Origin of the sequence: Azospirillum soli, from assembly GCF_017876165.1 — a bacterium.
Taxonomy (GTDB): Bacteria; Pseudomonadota; Alphaproteobacteria; order Azospirillales; family Azospirillaceae; genus Azospirillum; species Azospirillum soli.
This window is the reverse complement of the sequence record NZ_JAGINQ010000035.1, coordinates 19,448-37,575: the sequence shown is the minus strand read 5'-3', so window position 1 is coordinate 37,575 and position 18,128 is coordinate 19,448. Positions and strand designations below refer to the sequence as shown.

General features: G+C 65.4%; 13 protein-coding genes, 4 pseudogenes and 1 other annotated feature. Of the genes and pseudogenes, 6 read left to right on the top strand and 11 right to left on the bottom strand.

Translation table 11 applies throughout. The features are described from left to right. Positions 1-49 precede the first annotated feature (49 nt). Positions 50-623, bottom strand: a pseudogene (locus tag J2852_RS29305) (transposase); the annotation flags it as partial. Positions 624-657: 34 nt separating this feature from the next. Continuing rightward, positions 658-1,627 (bottom strand): annotated as a pseudogene (locus J2852_RS29300) (IS3 family transposase); the annotation flags it as partial. Continuing rightward, positions 1,248-1,364, bottom strand: a sequence feature (AL1L pseudoknot). (Overlaps the previous pseudogene by 117 nt.) Before the next feature lie 308 nt (positions 1,628-1,935). Here J2852_RS29300 and J2852_RS29295 point away from each other — a divergent pair. From J2852_RS29295 to J2852_RS29275, 5 genes are read left to right on the top strand one after another with little or no spacing between them, the layout of a single operon-like run. Further along, a complete protein-coding gene (locus J2852_RS29295) occupies positions 1,936-3,063 on the top strand; it encodes a DegT/DnrJ/EryC1/StrS family aminotransferase (RefSeq protein WP_209882523.1) in 1,128 nt (375 codons plus the stop codon). Beyond that, entirely contained in the window at positions 3,063-4,763 is a 1,701-nt protein-coding gene (locus tag J2852_RS29290; RefSeq protein ID WP_209882521.1) for a class I SAM-dependent methyltransferase, read from the top strand. The genes J2852_RS29295 and J2852_RS29290 overlap by 1 nt, the downstream gene beginning before the upstream one ends. Before the next feature lie 32 nt (positions 4,764-4,795). Beyond that, entirely contained in the window at positions 4,796-5,788 is a 993-nt protein-coding gene (locus J2852_RS29285) for an NAD-dependent epimerase/dehydratase family protein (protein WP_209882519.1), read from the top strand. A gap of 41 nt (positions 5,789-5,829) precedes the next feature. Continuing rightward, positions 5,830-6,939: a CgeB family protein gene (locus J2852_RS29280; protein WP_209882517.1), complete on the top strand. Its 1,110-nt coding sequence runs from the start codon at positions 5,830-5,832 to the stop codon at positions 6,937-6,939. Positions 6,940-6,968: 29 nt separating this feature from the next. Further along, complete coding sequence (locus J2852_RS29275) at positions 6,969-8,003, top strand: glycosyltransferase family 4 protein (RefSeq protein WP_209882515.1); 1,035 nt, start codon at positions 6,969-6,971, stop codon at positions 8,001-8,003. Positions 8,004-8,020: 17 nt separating this feature from the next. Here J2852_RS29275 and J2852_RS29270 read toward each other — a convergent pair whose 3' ends face one another. From J2852_RS29270 to rfbC, 5 genes are all read right to left on the bottom strand, one after another. After that, positions 8,021-8,974 carry a UDP-glucuronic acid decarboxylase family protein gene (locus J2852_RS29270; RefSeq protein ID WP_209882513.1) on the bottom strand — a complete coding sequence of 318 codons (954 nt, stop codon included), beginning with the start codon at positions 8,972-8,974 and terminating at the stop codon, positions 8,021-8,023. Between the two features lie 47 nt (positions 8,975-9,021). After that, entirely contained in the window at positions 9,022-9,885 is an 864-nt protein-coding gene (gene rfbA / locus J2852_RS29265) for a glucose-1-phosphate thymidylyltransferase RfbA (protein WP_209882511.1), read from the bottom strand. Between the two features lie 55 nt (positions 9,886-9,940). Beyond that, positions 9,941-10,849: a dTDP-4-dehydrorhamnose reductase gene (gene rfbD, locus J2852_RS29260; protein ID WP_209882509.1), complete on the bottom strand. Its 909-nt coding sequence runs from the start codon at positions 10,847-10,849 to the stop codon at positions 9,941-9,943. Next, on the bottom strand, positions 10,846-11,925 hold the full coding sequence (gene rfbB, locus J2852_RS29255; protein WP_209882508.1) for a dTDP-glucose 4,6-dehydratase: 1,080 nt from the start codon (positions 11,923-11,925) through the stop codon (positions 10,846-10,848). The genes rfbD and rfbB overlap by 4 nt, the downstream gene beginning before the upstream one ends. Before the next feature lie 84 nt (positions 11,926-12,009). Beyond that, a complete protein-coding gene (gene rfbC / locus J2852_RS29250; protein WP_209882506.1) occupies positions 12,010-12,561 on the bottom strand; it encodes a dTDP-4-dehydrorhamnose 3,5-epimerase in 552 nt (183 codons plus the stop codon). Positions 12,562-12,790: 229 nt separating this feature from the next. Between rfbC and galE the strand changes: the two genes are divergently transcribed. Beyond that, positions 12,791-13,801 carry a UDP-glucose 4-epimerase GalE gene (gene galE, locus J2852_RS29245; protein WP_209882504.1) on the top strand — a complete coding sequence of 337 codons (1,011 nt, stop codon included), beginning with the start codon at positions 12,791-12,793 and terminating at the stop codon, positions 13,799-13,801. 63 nt (positions 13,802-13,864) lie between these two features. On the opposite strand, the gene J2852_RS29240 is transcribed toward galE, so the two are convergent. From J2852_RS29240 to J2852_RS29225, 4 genes and pseudogenes are all read right to left on the bottom strand, one after another. Further along, positions 13,865-14,161, bottom strand: coding sequence for a hypothetical protein (locus J2852_RS29240; RefSeq protein ID WP_209882502.1), 297 nt, complete (start codon positions 14,159-14,161; stop codon positions 13,865-13,867). A gap of 105 nt (positions 14,162-14,266) precedes the next feature. Next, positions 14,267-15,469, bottom strand: a pseudogene (locus tag J2852_RS29235) (aminotransferase class I/II-fold pyridoxal phosphate-dependent enzyme). A gap of 38 nt (positions 15,470-15,507) precedes the next feature. Then, a pseudogene (gene pseB, locus J2852_RS29230) lies at positions 15,508-16,426 on the bottom strand (UDP-N-acetylglucosamine 4,6-dehydratase (inverting)). Between the two features lie 289 nt (positions 16,427-16,715). Beyond that, the gene (locus tag J2852_RS29225; protein ID WP_209882500.1) at positions 16,716-17,654 is read right to left on the bottom strand and encodes a replication protein RepA; all 939 of its coding nucleotides are present in this window, start codon (positions 17,652-17,654) and stop codon (positions 16,716-16,718) included. Positions 17,655-18,128 lie beyond the last annotated feature (474 nt).

Genomic DNA, 18,128 nt, shown 5'->3' with positions numbered 1-18,128 from the left:
ACTATTGGTCTTTCTTTTTCGCCTAAATTTTGTGCGGCGCTAAGGCCTGTTAGCTCTTGCCCCAATGGAGAGCGGCGGCGAGGCAAAGAACGCCGATGAGGGAATTGGCGGTTTTCTCGTAGCGGGTTGCGATGGCCCGCCACTCCTTGATCCTGGCCCAGAAGCGCTCGACGAGGTTGCGGTTGTTGTCGATCCACGCTGGGCAGGCGACCGGTGCATCGGTCCTTTTGTGCGGGATCGCCGGCAGATCGGGGGCTTGGCCGGGCGCTAGGGCGAAGCCGAGAGCGCGCCCACCACCTCCACGATCACGCAGGCTTTTGTGCCATAGCCACCACGAGAGCGCCCAAGCGCTTCACGCTCGTCCCGCTGTGCTCCAGATCCCCCTTTCTCGACGCGCCCGCTGCCTTGGCGTGCGCCCGGATGGTCGTGCCGTCCAGGAAGGTCATGCCCAAGACGATCCCCCTCTGCTGGGCAAGATCGAGCAGACGCTCCCACACGCCCAAGCGAGCCCAGCGGATGAAGGTCTGCGCCGCCATCCACCATGGCCCCAACTCGGGCGGGACACTCCTCCACTTCGCTCCGTTCTGGTTCCGCCAGAGGATCGACTCGATCGTCCGGCGCAGGATCTCCCATTCTGCCTCCGTCAGAACCTCTACTGGCGGGAGGACTGCTGCCGATGGGGTCGAGGAGGAGGCGATGGTTTGAACCAGTCGACCCATTTCAGGGTGGCGAACTCGACGGCCTCCATGGTACGCCATGGTCTGCGGCGCCAGATCACCTCGGCCTTGTCGAGGCCATTGATGGTCTCGGCCAAGGCGTTGTCGTAGCTGTCGCCGACGCTGCCACGGAGGGTTCGACGTCGGCGTCGGTCCCACGGTCGGAGTGATGGATGAGGCCGCTGCCCTTGGTCGGCCGGCGGTCGTGCAGCGCCTGCTCGAGCGCATCTGGAACTGGCACTTCACCCGGTCGGCCGGGCACGGCACCGCCCGGTCGCTGATCGTGGTGTGCACCGCCTTACCGCGCGTCGCCTCCTTCAGACCCATTTGGCGCATCAGCCGGGCCACCGTGCAGCGGGCCACGTCGAGACCCTCCCGTCGCAACTGCCGCCAGACTTTCCGCACCCCATAGACCTGGAAGTTCGCATCCTAGACCCGCCGGATAGCCACGCTCAGCTCCGCGTCGCTTCGCGAGCGGGCCGGCGCCTTGGACGGATCGGCCCGCCGGGCGGCGTGAGCGTGATAGGTGGACGGGGCGATCGGCAGCACCTTGCGGATCGGCTCGACTCCGTAGACGGCACGATGCGCGTCGATGAAGGCGATCATTTCTTGAACGGGCGGTCGAACTCCGCCTGGGCGAAATACGTCGACGCCTCGCGCAGGATCTCGTTGGCCTGGCGTAGCTCGCGGTTCTCGCGCTCCAGCGCTTTGATCCGCCCCTGCTCTTCCGTCGTCGGACCGGGCCGCTTGCCCAGGTCGCGCTCGGCCTGCCGGACCCAGCTCCGCAGCGTCTCGGGATTGCAGCCGATCTTCGCCCACTGCGAGGCGTGCTCACCTTCGTGCTCGAACACCATCCGAACCGCGCGCTCGCGGACTTCAGGAGCGTATTTGGGTGATGCCGGTTTCGTCATGATGACCCCAGCCTCTCAGAAGATGGGGCCTCCGGGAGACCCAGCGCAGTTCGGAGCAAGGTCTGCCTCACCCCCTGGGTTCCCTCTTCCACCGCTTGAATTCACAACCATCTCCGGAACCACCCGGATCGGGCGCCATGACCCTGGGGACGGGGTACAGACCGCTTGAAACCAGCGGGGAAGCACGCTAGTCATCCCGAGCCTCAGGTTGCCGTCCGGGACCTTTCTGCCCATTGTTGGCGCCGCCAACGGTGGACCGGCATCTGGTGCGAAAAGCGGCGCCACCACATAATCCAGGCGGGACATCCATGATACTCCAGGTTGATCCGCATGCGGGCTATCGCGAAGACAAGGCTCTCGTCGATGCGGCCGTCCTGCGCGTGCTGGACTCCGGCCAATACATCATGGGCCAGGAGGTCGAGGCCTTTGAGGCCGAGTTTGCCGCCTACATCGGCGTCCGCCATGGCATCGCAGTTGCCAATGGCACCCAGGCGGTGGAGATTGCCCTGCGCTCGGTCGGCGTCGGCTCCGGCGATCTGGTCCTGACCGTCTCGCACACCGCTGTCGCCACCGTCACCGCCATCCGCTCCTGCGGGGCCGAGCCGGTGTGGGTGGACGTCGCCGAAGGCGGCTTCACCATGGATGTTGGGCTGCTCGACGAAACCGCCGCGACCCTGCGCGCCGGACCGGACAGTTCCCGGCTGAAGGCCGTGGTCGCGGTCCATCTCTACGGCGCCATGGTGCCCCCCGAGGCCTTGCTGGAGGTCTGTCGGCGCCATGGCCTGAAACTGGTCGAGGACTGCGCCCAGGCGCATGGCGCCGCCTGGAACGGCAAACGGGCCGGCAGCTTCGGCGACGCGAGCGCCTTCAGCTTCTACCCGACCAAGAATCTCGGCGCGCTCGGCGACGGCGGCATGGTCTGCACCGGCGACGATGGTGCCGCCGAACAGGCCCGGCTGATCCGTCAATACGGCTGGAAGGAACGCTACGTCAGCGCTATAGAGGGCATCAACAGCCGGCTCGATCCGGTGCAGGCGGCGATCCTGCGCATCGGCCTGACCCGGCTGGACGAGCGCAACGCCCGTCGCCGCGCCATCGCCGCCCTCTACGATGAGGAGCTGGCGGGAACGGCGGTTGCCACCCCGGCCGTGGCGGTGGAGCTGCTTCACGCCTATCATCAATATGTCGTGCGCACCGCCGGCCGCGACGGGCTGGCCGCCCGGCTGCGCGCCGAGGGCGTAGGCTCCGGCATCCATTATCCGGTCCCGGTCCACGCCCAGCCGGCCTACCGCGGGGGCTTCGACCGCCATTGCCGGACGCTGCGCAACACCGAGGCTCTGGCCGGCGAAATCCTCAGCCTGCCCATGTACCCGCAACTCGCGCATGACAATGTGCGGCGTGTTGCCGGCCTGATCCGACAGTTCCAGGGGTCCTGATGGTGCCGCCCGTCCGTTACTATTGCTCATACTTCGACCATCGCTACCTGCCGCGTGGACTGGTGCTGATGGAATCGATCTGGGCTTACAATCCGGCTGCGCGTTTCTTCGTCCTGTGCTTCGACGAGGAGTGCAAGCGACTGCTCGATCGGATCGCCCATCCCAACATCACCGCCATTCCCTTGGCGGAGTTGGAGGCGGCCGATCCGGAGCTGCTCGCGGCCAAAGCCAACCGCTCGTTGGTGGAGTATTACTTCACCTGCACGCCGAGCTGGCCGTCCTACCTGCTCGACCGCTTTCCCGAAATCGACCTCATCACCTACCTCGACGCCGACCTTTGGTTCTTCGCCGATCCGGAAACTGTGCATGAGGAGATCGGCGACGCCTCGGTCGCCATCATTCCGCACCGTTTCTCGTCCGAACGCCGCCACCTCGCCAAGTTCGGCCTGTTCAACGTCGGCTGGGTCTCCTGGCGCAACGACGAGGAGGGCCGCCGTTGCCTCGCCGACTACCGGACCGACTGCATTGCCTGGTGTTACGACCGGCTTGAGGGTGCGCGCTTCGCCGACCAGAAATACCTGGACTCCTGGCCTACCAAATACCCGCGCCTGCACGTTGTTGAACACATCGGCGCCAATCTCGCGGGCTGGAACATCAACAACCACAGCCTGTCGATGGTGGACGGCATCCTGTTCTTTGGCGACAAGCGGGTGGTCTTCTACCATTACCACGCCCTGCGCGAGACCCCGGACGGGCGCTGGAATCTGAACATCGACAACGAGCTGGTACGCCGCCACCCGCTGCTGGTCGAGGCCATCTACCGGCCCTACGTTGAACGGCTCAAGGCCAAGGGCGCCGAGCTGGAGGAACGCTATGGCCCGATCCAAAAATACACCGACATCCGCTACACCAGGGAACAAGAGGTCAAGGTGAAGCCCGTCCCCACCTCCGGCTGGGTCTATGTCGGAGCGGAATGGCCGGCGCCTGTCGATCCGCAGAGCGGTGGCTGGTCCTTCAAGGACATCGCCGACATCCGCCGCAAGCAGATCGCCGATTTTCGCAAGCGCCCGCCCGTCTTCGCGGCCGGCGACACGATCCTGGAGCAGGCCAACACCCTGATCCCCGCAATCGCGCTCCACCATGCCCAGGCGCGGCGGCACGGCGCGGTCGATCCGGTTTCAGTGCTCGACTGGGGCGGGGCGATCGGCCTGACCGCCGAGGTGCTGCGCCTGTTGGTGCCCGCCGTTCCGCTCACCTACACGGTCAAGGAGGTGGACGACATCTGCCGGATCGGTGCCGAGCTGATGCCCGGCATCGCATTCATCAATGACCAGGACAAGGCTCTGGCCGCGCGCTACGATCTGGTGATCGCCAGCGGCGCATTGCATTACAGCAAGGATTGGATGGGCTTGGCGGCCGGACTGGCCGACGCATCCCGCAACACCCTGCTGATCGCGCGGCAGCCGACGGTCCGGGACATGCCCTCCTACGTCGCCCGCCAGTACGCCTACGGCACGGCCTTTACCTGCTGGATCCTGAACGAACGCGAGGTGGTGGAGACCTTCCGCCGACGCGGTTTCGAGGTGGTGCAGCGTTTCCTGTCCGGCGATGCCTGCCAGATCGAGGGTGCGCCCAAGCAGCCGACCTTCCATTCCTACCTGCTGGAGCGGGTGCGCGATGTGCCCGTCGACCAGCCGTGACAAACCAGCCGTGACGACTGCGGGAGGTCCCGATGCGTGATGATTTGGCCAGCCTGGAGGGCAGCAACGTCCTGATCATCGGGGGGATCGGCTTCATCGGCTCCAACCTCGCGATGCGCTTGGTCGGGCTGGGAGCCTCGGTCCTGCTGGTCGACAGCATGAACCCGCTCTACGGCGGCAACCTGCGGAACATCGCCCCCATCAAGGACCGCGTCCGCGTCAACATCGCCGACGTCCGGGACAAGCACAGCCTGTCCTATCTGGTGAGGGACCAGCAGTACATCTTCAACCTGGCGGGCCAGACCAGCCACATGGATTCCATGGCGGATCCGGTCACCGATCTTGAGATCAACTGCACCGCGCAGCTTTCCCTGCTGGAGGTCTGCCGGGCGTACAATCCCGACGCCAAACTCGTGTTCGCCAGCACGCGCCAGATCTACGGACGTCCGCAATATCTGCCTGTGGACGAAAAGCACCCGATCCGGCCCGTCGACGTGAACGGGATCAACAAGACGGCGGGCGAGTTCTACCATATCCTCTACAACGACGTGTACGGGATCCGCGCTACGGTGCTGCGCCTGACCAACACCTATGGTCCGCGCATGCGCATCAAGGACGCCCGGCAGACCTTCCTGGGGATCTGGATCAAGAGCCTGTTGCAAGGCGCCCCGATCGACGTGTGGGGCGGAACGCAGCTTCGCGACTTCAATTATGTGGACGATGTCGTCGATGCCCTGCTGATCGCGGCCCTCGACCGCGCCAGCGACGGCAAAGTCTACAACGTCGGCAGCGATGAGATCCTGTCGCTGGAGGAGGTCGCTCGTCTGCTGACGGACTTTATTCCCGGCGCGCATTACAGCGTGCGGGAATATCCGCCGGAAAGGCGCAAGATCGATATCGGCGACTATTACTCGGACTTTACTCTCTTCCGGACCAGCACGGGCTGGACGCCCAAAACCTCCTTCCGCGAAGGGGTGGAGAAGACGGTAAAATTCTTCCAGGACAATATGGACTATTACGCCTGAGTCGTCCTAACCGACCGCGCTCAGGCCACGGGGGTTTTTCCATGCGCTTTCTGATCGTCGACACCGTCTATGACGGATTTCTCCGCTGGCTCTACAACCAGCGGGCACCCGGCCTGACGTCGCGGTCCTTCAACGACCAGTATCAGGCGCAGGTCCAGGGCTTCTTCCACACCGCTGGGGCATGGGCAGATCCCCTGCGCGCCCTGGGGCACGAGGTTCTCGACATCACCGCGAACAACGCGCCCCAGCAGGTTCGCTGGATGGTCGAGAACGATCGGCTGGACGTGGCGAAGACGCTGAGCGACGCCCTGGTGTTCGGCGGCTACAGTTTGCAGCAGAAGCATGATTTCGGCTGGCAGCGCGGCTTCGTCGCCGAACAGGTGCGCAAGTTCCGCCCCGACGTGCTCCTGTGCGCCAACCTCTATCTGTTCGACGACACCTTTCTGGAGGCGGTCAAGGGCAGCTACGGCATCGCCGTCGGCCAGCATGCCGCGGTCATGCCCCGCAACAGCCTGAAGCGCTACGACCTGATCATTTCCTCGCTGCCCAACCAGGTGGCCGAATTCTCCCGCCACGGCATCCGCAGCGAACTGGTGAAGCTTGCCTTTGACGAACGGCTGCTGCCCCATCTGACCGACAACGGCAAGCCGCACGACGTCGCCTTCATCGGGCAGATTTCCCCTCATCACCAGGGGCGTGCCCGTTTCATCGCCGAGGTGGCGCGGGAAATCCCGATCGCCTTTTGGGGCGGCGCCTCCTGGCCCGAGGGCATCGACCCGGCCACCTTGAAGATCGCCAGCAATCCGCCGCTGTGGGGGTTGCCAATGTATCAGGCGCTGAAGGACTGCCGGATGGTGCTGAATTTTCACCTCGACGCCGCCGGCCAATACGCCAACAACCTGCGCCTGTTCGAAGTGACGGGCGTCGGCTCCGCCCTCGTCACCGACAACAAGCTGAACATCCGGGACTATTTCGAGCCGGGCCGCGAGATCGTAGTCTATGACGACGCTTCCGACTGCGTAGCCGCGATCAAGCGGCTCCAGTCCGCGCCGGACGAACTGGCGGCCATCGCCAAGGCCGGGCAGCAGGCCGTGCTGTCTCGGCACACCTATCATCACCGGGTTCACGATCTGCTGCCTTTGCTCGGCTGAGCGACGGGAAGCCGGAAGGGAGAGGCAACGTGAGGATCCTGGCCGTTTCGGGCAACCTCGACTATTCGGGATCGTCGCTCGCCCTGTTCCGATTCCTCAAGGCGGCGGTGACGGGGGAGATGGCGGACCGTCATCAGGTGGACGTGCTGTGGGCGCAACGCGGCCCGCCGTCGCTGAAGGACGACTACGCGGCCATTGGGATCCCAGTGGTGCTGGACGCGGCGGCGAGCGCCTACGACGTGATCCTGTGCAACTCCATCCTGACTGGCCCGCTGGTCCAGCGTTGCGCCGCCCGCCGCCCGGTGGTGTGGTGGATCCACGAGCCGCGCTTCGGCGCCGATATGGTCCGCAAGAATCCGGCGGTGCCCGACGCCTTTGCGGCCGCGGCCGCCATCGTCTTCCCCACACGCTGGCAGGCCGCCGAAGTCTATCGGGAGTGGCTGACGCGGGACAACTGGATGGTGGTGGAAAACAGCGTAGCGGTCGATCCCACCCCCCGGCCCCGGCCCGCCGACATGCCGGCGGGTCAATTTACGATCCTGCAATTGGGTGCGGCGGAACTCCGAAAGGGGGCCGACCTGACGCTGAAAGCGGTGCGCAGGATGGCCGACCCGCGCGTGCGACTGATCTACGTCGGTCCGCGTCACCCCAACTTCATGCCGAAACTGACCGACGACGAAGCTTCCCGCATCCATTTCGCCGGAGCGAAGAACGAGTCTCAAGTCGCCGCCTATCTACAGCATTGCGACGCGCTGTCTTGCCCGACCCGCGACGATCTGGTCGCCCTGGCCATCCTGGAAGCCCTACAGGCCGGTCTTCCGGTCGCCACCAGTGACCTGGGGTCGATCCTCGAGACGATCCGTCACGAATGGAACGGGCTGCTTTCTCCGGTCGGAGACGTGGAGGGACTGACCACCAACCTGGCCCGCCTGCGCGACGACGCGGAACTATCGCGGCACCTTGCCACCAACGGGCAGGCCACCCACCGGGAGCGGCACACCGTCGAACGGCATCGGGACGGCTTGCTGCGCGTTCTGGAGCAGGCCGCCGGGCTTTCCTGGTAACGCGGCGGCTTGCGCCGTCAGGCGAAGAAGCGTTCGCGGAAATAGGCGATGGTCCGCTCCAGGCCCGCGTCGAGCGGAACGGTGGGCTCCCACGTCAGCAGGGACTTGGCCTTGGAAATATCGGGGCGGCGCTGCTTGGGATCGTCCTGGGGCAGCGGCCGGTGCTCGATGCGCGAGGTGGAACCGGTCAGCCGGATGACCTTCTCGGCCAGTTCCAGCATGGTGAACTCGCCGGGGTTGCCGAGGTTGATCGGGCCGGTGATGTCGGCCGGCGTGTCCATGAAGCGCAGGAAGCCTTCGATCAGATCGTCGACGTAGCAGAAGGAGCGGGTCTGCTGGCCGTCGCCGTAGACGGTGATCGGCTCGCCCTTCAGCGCCTGGATGATGAAGTTCGACACCACGCGCCCGTCGTTAGGGTGCATGCGCGGGCCGTAGGTGTTGAAGATGCGGATCACCTTGATCGGCAGCTTGTGCTGGCGGTGATAGTCGAAGAACAGAGTTTCGGCGCAGCGCTTGCCCTCGTCGTAGCAGGCGCGCGGGCCGATGGTGTTGACGTTGCCCCAATAGTCCTCGGTCTGCGGATGTACGGCCGGGTCGCCGTACACCTCCGACGTCGAGGCCTGCATGATCTTCGCGTTCAGCCTCTTGGCCAGCCCCAGCATGTTGATGGCGCCGTGGACACTGGTCTTGGTCGTCTGCACCGGATCGTGCTGGTAATGCACCGGGGAGGCGGGGCAGGCGAGATTGTAGATCTCGTCCACCTCGACATAGAGCGGGAACGTGACGTCGTGCCGCATCAGCTCGAAATGCGGGTTCGACAGCAGATGAACGATGTTGTCCCGGCTGCCCGTGAAATAATTGTCGGCGCACAGCACGTCGCAGCCCTGCTCCAGCAGGCGTTCGCAGAGGTGCGATCCGAGGAACCCGGCACCACCGGTGACGAGAACCCGCTTTCTATTGAAGCCACGCATGCTTGAGGACTTTCACAGGAGAAACGGAGGAAATATCGGGAAAGGCCTCAGCCGAGCAGGCTCAGCAGATAGCGGCCGTAGTCGTTCTTCTTCAGCGGTTCGGCCAGCCGGGCGACCTGCTCGGCGTCGATCCAGCCCGAGAGGTAGGCGATTTCCTCCGGACAGGCGATCTGAAGACCCTGACGGTGCTGGATGGTGCGGACGAACTCCGCCGCTTCCAGCAGCGAGTCGTGGGTGCCGGTGTCGAACCAGCCGTACCCCCGGCCCATCTGCTCGACGTCGAGCAGGCCGCGCTCCAGATAGGCGGCGTTGACCGAGGTGATCTCCAGCTCGCCCCGCGCCGACGGCTTCACTGAGGCGGCGATGTCGAGCACCTGGTTGTCGTAGAAATACAGTCCCGTCACGGCCCATTTGGACCGGGGCGCCACCGGCTTTTCCTCGATGCTGAGCGCCCGGCCGTTCTCGTCAAACTCGACCACGCCGTAGCGTTCCGGATCGCGCACGGCGTAGGCGAAGACGCGGGCGCCGCTGGTCTTCTCGCCGGCCGACCGCAGCAGCTGGGTCAGGCCGTGGCCGTAGAAGATGTTGTCGCCCAGCACCAGAGCGCAGGCGTCCGAACCGACGAACTCGCGCCCGATGATGAAGGCCTGGGCCAGCCCGTCGGGCGACGGCTGGACCGCGTAGGACAGCGATACCCCCCACTGCGACCCGTCACCCAGAACCGTCTGGAACAGAGCCTGATCGTGCGGCGTGGTGATGATCAGGATGTCGCGGATCCCCGCCAGCATCAGCGTGCTGAGCGGGAAGTAGATCATCGGCTTGTCATAGATCGGCAGGAGCTGCTTGCTAATCGCGCGGGTCACGGGATAGAGCCGGGTCCCGGACCCGCCCGCCAGAATGATGCCTTTCATATCCGCCGCCTGCTTGTCTGTTTTCGTGGATCGCCAAAGGGAGGGAAGGCCGCCGTCAGTTCGGGCCGGAACCTTGCTGGAACAGTTCGTCGAGGACGCGGTCCAGGCTGTCCTCCCACCGGGGCGTCTCCACGCCGAAGGCGGCGCGCAGGCGCCCGCAGTCGAGCCGCGAATTGGCCGGCCGGCGCGCCGGGGTGGGATAATCGGCGGTGGCGATCGCCCGCAACGTCGGCCGGCGGCCTTCCTCGCGCTCCAGGCGCTGGAAGATGCGCTCGGCGAAGCCGAACCAGCTCGTCTCGCCGGATCCGGTCAGGTGATAGGTGCCCCACGGCACGTCGTCCGGGCCTTCGGTGGTGCGGGCGGCGATGCGTTCGGCGATCCGGACGATGGTCGAGGCGATGTCGTCGGCCGAAGTCGGCGCCCCGATCTGGTCGGCGACCACGCCCAGCTCCGGCCGCTCCCGGCCCAACCGCAGCATGGTCTTCACGAAATTGGCGCCATGGGCGGCATAGACCCAGGAGGTGCGCAGGATGACGTGGCGGGGGGCAAGGTCGCGCACCGCCGCCTCTCCGGCTTCCTTGCTGGCGCCATAGGCGTTGACGGGGGCGACCGGGTCGTCCTCGACGTAAGGGACGGGCTTGCTCCCGTCGAAGACGTAGTCGGTGGAGATGTGGATCAGCGCGGCACCCCGCGCCGCGCAGGCCGCCGCCAGATGGGCCGGGCCGTCGCGGTTGATGGCGAAGGCCGTGTCGCGCTCGCTCTCGGCCTTATCCACGGCGGTGTAGGCGGTGGCGTTGACGACCAGATCCGGCGCGTGTTCCGCCATCGCCCGGTCGAGGCTGCCGGGATCGGCCATGTCCACCGCCGGCCGGGCCAAGCCGACAACGTCGGCGTTCGCCGGCCAGGACGCGCGCATCAGGGCATGGCCGACCTGCCCGCTGGTGCCGAGGACGAGGATCTTCACGCCGCGCTCCCGGCTTCGGCCATCGCGTCGTTCAGCCCCAGCCGCTCGCCGCGGTAGGCGCCGCTCTGCACCGCCTCCCACCAGGAGCGGTTGGCGAGATACCATTCGACCGTCTTGCGCAGCCCGCTCTCGAAGGTCTCCTGTGGGCGCCAGCCCAGCTCGCGCTCGATCTTGTCGGCGTCGATGGCGTAGCGCTTGTCGTGGCCGGGGCGGTCGGTCACGAAGGTGATCAGCCGGTCGTGCGGAGCGCCATCAGGCGCCAACTCGTCCAGCAGGGCGCAGATGGCGCGCACCACCTCAAGGTTGGTCCGCTCGTTGTGGCCGCCAATGTTGTAGCTCTCGCCGATGCGGCCCTTCTCCACCACCAGCCGCAGGGCGCGGGCGTGGTCTTCCACGTACAGCCAGTCGCGCACGTTGTCGCCGGCGCCGTAGACCGGCAGCGGCAGCCCCGCCAGACCCTTCAGGATCACCAGTGGGATTAGCTTCTCCGGGAAATGGTAGGGGCCGTAGTTGTTGGAGCAGTTGGTGAGAACGACCGGCAGCCCGTAGGTCTCGTGCCACGCGCGCACCAGATGGTCGCTCGACGCCTTGCTGGCCGAATAGGGCGAGTTCGGGCTGTAGGCGGTCGTCTCGGTGAAGAACCCCTCCGGCCCCAGGGAGCCGAACACCTCGTCGGTGGAGATGTGGTGGAAGCGGAAGGCGTCCTTGCGCTCGCCCGGCAGGGCGGACCAATAGCCGCGCGCCGCCTCCAGCAGCCGGTAGGTGCCGACGATGTTGGTCTGGATGAACTCGCCCGGCCCGTCGATGGAGCGGTCGACGTGGGACTCCGCCGCCAGATGCATCACCGCGTCCGGCTGGTGTTCGGCGAAGACGCGGCGCAGGGCGTCGCCGTCGCAGATGTCCACCCGCTCGAAGGCGTAGCGCGGATTCGACGCGGCCCCCGGCAGCGAGGCCAGATTGGCGGCGTAGGTCAGCTTGTCGAGGTTGACGACGCGGTGCTCGGTCTCAGCCAGCAACTGCCGGACCACGGCGGACCCGATGAACCCGGCGCCGCCGGTGACGAGAATGCACTTCATCAAAACACCTGTGCCCTATCGGAGACGAACGGCCGGACCGGGGAAGTTCTTGCGCCAAAGGAATCGCCTTGAACACGGTCCTTTTTAGAACAACTCGGTGGCCTCGGCCAAACGGGGATGCTTGTGGTCCTTGTCGGACAGGAGGGCCTTGCCGGGGGCGATCGGCCACTCGATGCCCAGATCCGGGTCGTTCCACAAGATCCCGCGGTCATGCTCCGGCGAATAGAAGTTGGTCACCTTGTAAATGACTTCGGTGTCGGGTTCCAGTGTGCAGAAACCGTGTGCGAAGCCCACCGGGATCAGGATCTGGTTCCATTCCTCGGCGCTGATGACAGCCGAGACGTGCCGGCCGAAGGTCGGCGAGTCCCGGCGGATGTCCACCGCGACGTCGAAGACCGCGCCGCGCACCACGCGCAGCAGCTTGTCCTGGGCGAAGGGCGGCAATTGGTAGTGCAGTCCCCGCACGGTGCCGATCTCGGCCGACAGGGACTGGTTGTCCTGGACGAAATCGAGAAGAAGGCCGGCCGCCTCGAACGCCCGCTTGCTGTAGGTTTCCGAGAAGAACCCGCGATGGTCGCCGAACTTCTTCGGGCGGATGATCTTCACGTCGGGAATGGCGAGTGCGGCGATGTCCATGCTCAAAGCTCCTCTTGCGCCGTATGGTGCGGCGTCCGGCTGACTTGGTATCCTTGCACGCGGCTGAAGTCCATGATCGAACGCCATGCCCATGGCGCGATCGGTTCGCGGAGTCCCCTTTTGGGGAAGCGCGAAAGCACCAAGTGAGCCACGCGGAATAAGCTGGCGCGGTGGCGGTGGGCGTCCGATATTCTGCCAAGCCTTTGCGACGCAACATGAATGGTTTCAAATGGCCGATCAGACATCCCGAGAACCCGTGCTCGTGACGGGCGGCGCCGGCTACATCGGCTCCCATGTCGTGCTGGCGTTGCGGGATGCCGGACGGCCGGTGGTCGTGATCGACGACCTTTCGACGGGCCGGCGCGCTGCCATTCCCGACGGCGTCCCCCTGGTCGAGGGCAGCGTCGGCGATCCGGATTTGGTCGCCCGCGCCATCGCCGACCACGGCGTCGGCACGGTCATGCATTTTGCCGGCAGCATCATCGTGCCGGAATCGGTCGAAAGGCCGGTGGACTACTACCGCAACAACACGGTCAACAGCCTGTCGCTGATCGACACCTGCCTGCGGATCGAGGTGGGACGCTTCATTTTCTCATCCACCGCCGCCGTCTATGGCATGCCCGAGGTGATGCCCATCGACGAGGACGCGCCGACCCGCCCGATCAATCCCTACGGCCGTTCCAAGCTGATGACGGAATGGACGCTGCGGGACGTCGCGGAGGCGCACGGGCTGCGCTACGTGGCCTTGCGCTATTTCAACGTGGCGGGGGCGGATCCGGCCGGCCGGTCGGGACAAAGCTCCAAGGTGGCGACCCATCTCCTGAAGATCGCCGCCCAGGCGGCGACCGGGCAGCGGCCGGAGATCCAGATCTACGGCGACGACTATCCGACGCCGGACGGCACCTGCGTGCGCGACTACATCCACGTCAGCGATCTAGCCTCGGCCCACGTCGCGGCGCTCGACCATCTGGAGGCCGGGGGCGAGAGCCGCACCCTGAATTGCGGTTACGGCCGCGGCTATTCGGTGCGCGAGGTCCTGGACATGGTGGAGACGGTGCTGGGCCGCTCCCTGCCGATCCGCACCGCCGGCCGCCGGGCGGGCGATCCGCCGACCCTGGTCGCCAAGACCGACCGGATCGGCGAGGCGCTGAACTGGACCCCCCGCTTCGCCGACCTGAAAACCATTGTCGAAACGGCGCTTGCCTGGGAGGAAAAGCTGCTCGCAGAGGCGCCGCAATAATTCGGACCGATACCGGGGACATCCCGGCCCAGGCGCTGAAGGCGTGGGCCGGGCCGGTTGGTGTCAGGTCACCTGAAGGTAGGCGGGGTCGAGCGCGCCGTGCCGGAAGGGGATCCAATCCTTGTGGTCGGCGCGGTATTGCAGGCCGTAGGGGTTCTTGAAGAAGATCTTCACCAGGGGCTGCCCGCCTTCCGCCCGGGTCCGCTCATGGTCGATGAGCGGGGAGGCGGCGAACACCTTTTCCCACAGTTCGGCGTTGTCGACGTCGCGCCCGGCATTCTTCACGTAATCGCGCGCGGTATCGCTGAGCTGCCACGCCTCTTCGACCATTGCGTAGTAATCGACGGTACCTTCAGCCATAGCTCACGCTCCCTGCTTTACGGAGGACAAGGCTTAACGGAAAAGCCTTTTTTAGGAAAGCCCTAAGGCTGCGCGCCGAACTGCGGGAGCCCGGGGTCGTCCGCGTCAGCCGCAGGCGCCGGTCAGTGCCTTCTCCAGGCTGGACACAACGCGGTCGACATCGCCGTCGGCCATGCCGGGAAACAGCGGCAGCGACAGCGTCCGCTCGTAGTGCGACAAGGCCCCAGGCAGAGGAAGATCGCCGTAGCGCCGCCAGTAGGGCTGGCGATGGACCGGAATGTAATGGACTTGGCTGCCGATTCCCGCCTCCCGCAGCGCCGCCATCACCCGCGACCGCGACCGGCCGGCGGCCGCGAAGTCGATACGGACGGCACAGAGATGCCAAGCCGGACGGCACCACGGCACCGAAGCGGGCGCTTCCACCAACGGGGCCAAAGGGGCCAAGCGGGCCGCGTAGAGTTCCATAAGCCGCCGCCGCGCGACGAAACCGTCGAGCCGCCGAAGTTGGCTAAGGGCAAGCGCCGCATGGATGTCCGAGAGCCTTTGATTGAAACCCGGCTCCTGCATTTCGTAATATCAAGGATTCGGTTTGCCATCGCCGTCCCGCGCGGCGTCCGGGTCGGCAAAATCCGGTTCCCCCGGCGCCCCGCCGTCCGTCCGGGCGCGCGGCATGCCGTGGTTGCCGAGACGACGGACCCGCGCCATCAAGGCTGCGTCGTTGCCGGTCACGGCCCCGCCCTCGCCGGCGGCGATGGTCTTGACGGGATGGAAGGAAAAGACAGTCAGCGTGCTCTCGGCACAGTCCCCGACCGGGACGGCGCCGCCGGGAAGCAGGTCCACGCTGCCGATGGCGTGGCAAGCGTCCTCGACCACCGCCAGTCCATGGAAGCGGGCGAGAGCCCCCAGTTCGGCCATCGGTGCGGTCTGTCCGGCGTAGTGGACGGGGGCCAGGGCGCGCACCCGCCATCCGGCCGCCAGCCCACGTTGGATGGCGGCCTCCGCTTGGGCGGCTCCCATCAAGCCGGTCACCGGATCGACGTCGGCAAAGGAGACCTCCGCCCCGGCGTGACGGGCGGCCGAGACCGTAGCCAAAAAGGTGTTCGACGGGACTACAACCGCATCGCCGGGGCCAAGGTCGAGCGCGCTATAGGCTAGGCGCAGCGCGGCGGTGCCGTTCGCACAGGCGGCCGCCTCGGCGGCTCCGGCCCGTTCGGCGAGCGCGCGTTCGAAGGCCGTCACCGCCGGCCCTTGGGTCAGCCAGTCGCCGCGCAGGACCGCCGCCACTGCGGCGATGTCCTCCTCGTCCACCGCCTGCCGGCCATAAGGAAGAAAGGGCAGGGCGTCCGTCACAGCGTTTCGTGCAGCATCGACCGCAACCGCTCCCCATTGAGCCAATCCTCGTTGCTGTCGCTGGCATAGCGGAACCCGTCCGACACCCGACGGGCGTTCAGCCGCTCATAAGGGTCATGCCGCCAGAAGGCAAAAGCCGGCTCGATGACGTAGCGGTCGGCCAACTCGTAGGTTTGGCGGGAATCGTCTTCGGTGATCATCACCTCGTGCAGTTTCTCGCCCGATCGGATTCCGATGACCTTCTGCGGCAGGTCCGGGGCCATCGCATGGGCCAGATCGGTGATCCGCATGCTGGGGATTTTGGGAACGAAGATCTCGCCACCCTGCATAATGGAAAAGCAGGACAACACAAAATCGACGCCATGCTGCAAGGTGATCCAGAAGCGGGCCATCCGACTGTCGGTGACGGGAAGGTGATCGCTTCCCTGCGCGATCAGCTTGCGGAAAAGCGGAACGACGCTGCCGCGGGAGCCGACCACGTTGCCGTAGCGCACCACCGAAAAGCGCCTCTCCAGCGTACCTGACAGATTGTTGGCGGCGATGAAGATCTTGTCGGAGGCCAGCTTGCTGGCGCCGTACAGGTTGATCGGGTTGGCGGCCTTGTCGGTGGACAGCGCGATGACCTGGCGCACCCGTCGCCAAAGCGGCGCGCATGACGTTCTCTGCGCCGTAGACGTTGGTGTGAATGCATTCCATCGGGTTGTATTCGGCAGCCGGCACATGCTTCAGCGCGGCGGCGTGGACGCAAAAATCGACGCCGCGCATGGCCAGTTCCAGCCCCTCGCGGTCGCGGACATCGCCGATGAAGTAACGCAGCGTCGATGCCCATTCTGGCGGCATGGTCTGCTGCATCTCATATTGCTTGAACTCGTCGCGGGAGAACACGATGACGCGGCGCGGTTTGGCGTTGCGCATCAGCGTTTCCACGAAACGCCGTCCGAAGGACCCGGTGCCGCCCGTCACCAGGACCGAGTGGCCGTCCAGCATCCGCAGACCGGCATTGAAGGAGTCCTCCACGGAGAAGAGGCTGAGCCCACTGTTGAACGTCTTCACCGCCGGTTCCGTCCCCTGATCATGACCGAAGAGCAATCCGACCTTAACCGGATACTCTGATCAGGGGGTTAATTCAGTCCGCACGGACACGCAAGGCGTGTCGGCCGTGGCAAGCGTTTGGAGTCTTGTCGCAGGCCCCCACGCCGCAGTTTCATCGGCAGAGCTGGGCGAACTTCCGCTCCGGGATGGGCGGGGGCGAGGGATGCAGCATCAGCCCTTGCTCCTCGACGTCGACGCGGGCGTCGGGATAGACGGCGAGCGCCAGTTGAAGGGCTTCGATGAAGCGTTTGCGGAAATCGCGCAGTCGGCTGTAGCCGGCTCCGAACTGCTCGAACACGGCCAGCCAGGTGATCGGAGTCGAGCGCGACAGGCTGTGCAGGCGATAGGCCAGCCAGATGTAGATGTCGATGCTGGTGCTGTTGTTCTGGATATGACGCAGCGCCGGTTCCCAGATCGGGACGGGATGGGCCTTGAGTTCCCGGAAGAAGGACTCGGACAGCAAAACCCGGTCTTCCCACAGCGATCCCTGCTCCGATTCCGGATTGGCCGAAAAATGAATTCCGCCCTTGACGATGGAACCCTTTTCGAAACCGATGCTATGGGCATCCTCCCAGGCAAAGGTCAGGTTGCAGGCCGCGATGCGCGACGCCTGTTCGCGGATGTCGCGATAGGTCTGGCCGCCGACCGAGAGGCCCATACGGTCGAGCCACTCGTGCATGCTGCGGCCCAACTCGACCTCCCGGCTGTCGGTCTGGATGGCGCGGGTCTGCAGATAGAGCAGGATCATCCGGGCACGGCTGCCGTAAGGGACGCCGTAAAGCTTAAAACCTCCGTTGCGGATCGGCAGTCGTCCAGGCTCGATCAGCAAGCGGATCTTATGACCTCGCCGCTCCCAGGGCTGATCATCGGGTAAACGACGATGAGGAAGCGCGGTCAATGCAAAGCCGGAATAGGTGATTCCCAGCTCCTGCCGCTCCTCTTCCATGACGGAAGCGGCAATATCGACTAGCGAGCGCCTGTCGGCATCGGACTGGAGAGCCCTGGCCTGGTCGCGTCCAAGCTGAGTGATCAGGTTGTGTATCTGGCCCATAGCGCGCTGACCTTGGCACGACATCGTCGAAATCCGTATATCACGCCGAACCAACGCCAGCAATTTGGAGTCTTGTCGCCCGAACTATTTGTTCGATTATTTGGTTTAGTTAATAGTTTGCGCGACAAGACTCCAGTAGAGAATCGCGAGTCGCGCGACAAGAGTCCAGAATTGCCGCGACAAAACTCCAACGGATAATCCGCATGGCCTGTGGATTGCTCAGGGTGCGCGACAAAAATCCAGGAGGAAATCTTCGATTCGCGCCGGATTCGCTCGCGCCGGACAGTTTTCCGAGTCGCTTGGGAGGCTCCCTGGGCGGATCGGAAACCGTCCGACGCCCGGATCGGAAGGGTTTTGGAGTTCTGTCGCGCGGGCGCGACAAGACTCCAAGCCTGTGGCCAAGCCTTCGCTTGGAGTCTTGTCGCGCATCACGGTCTCCAGCCGGATGGCTCCGGAGGGTCGCTTGTGGTCACG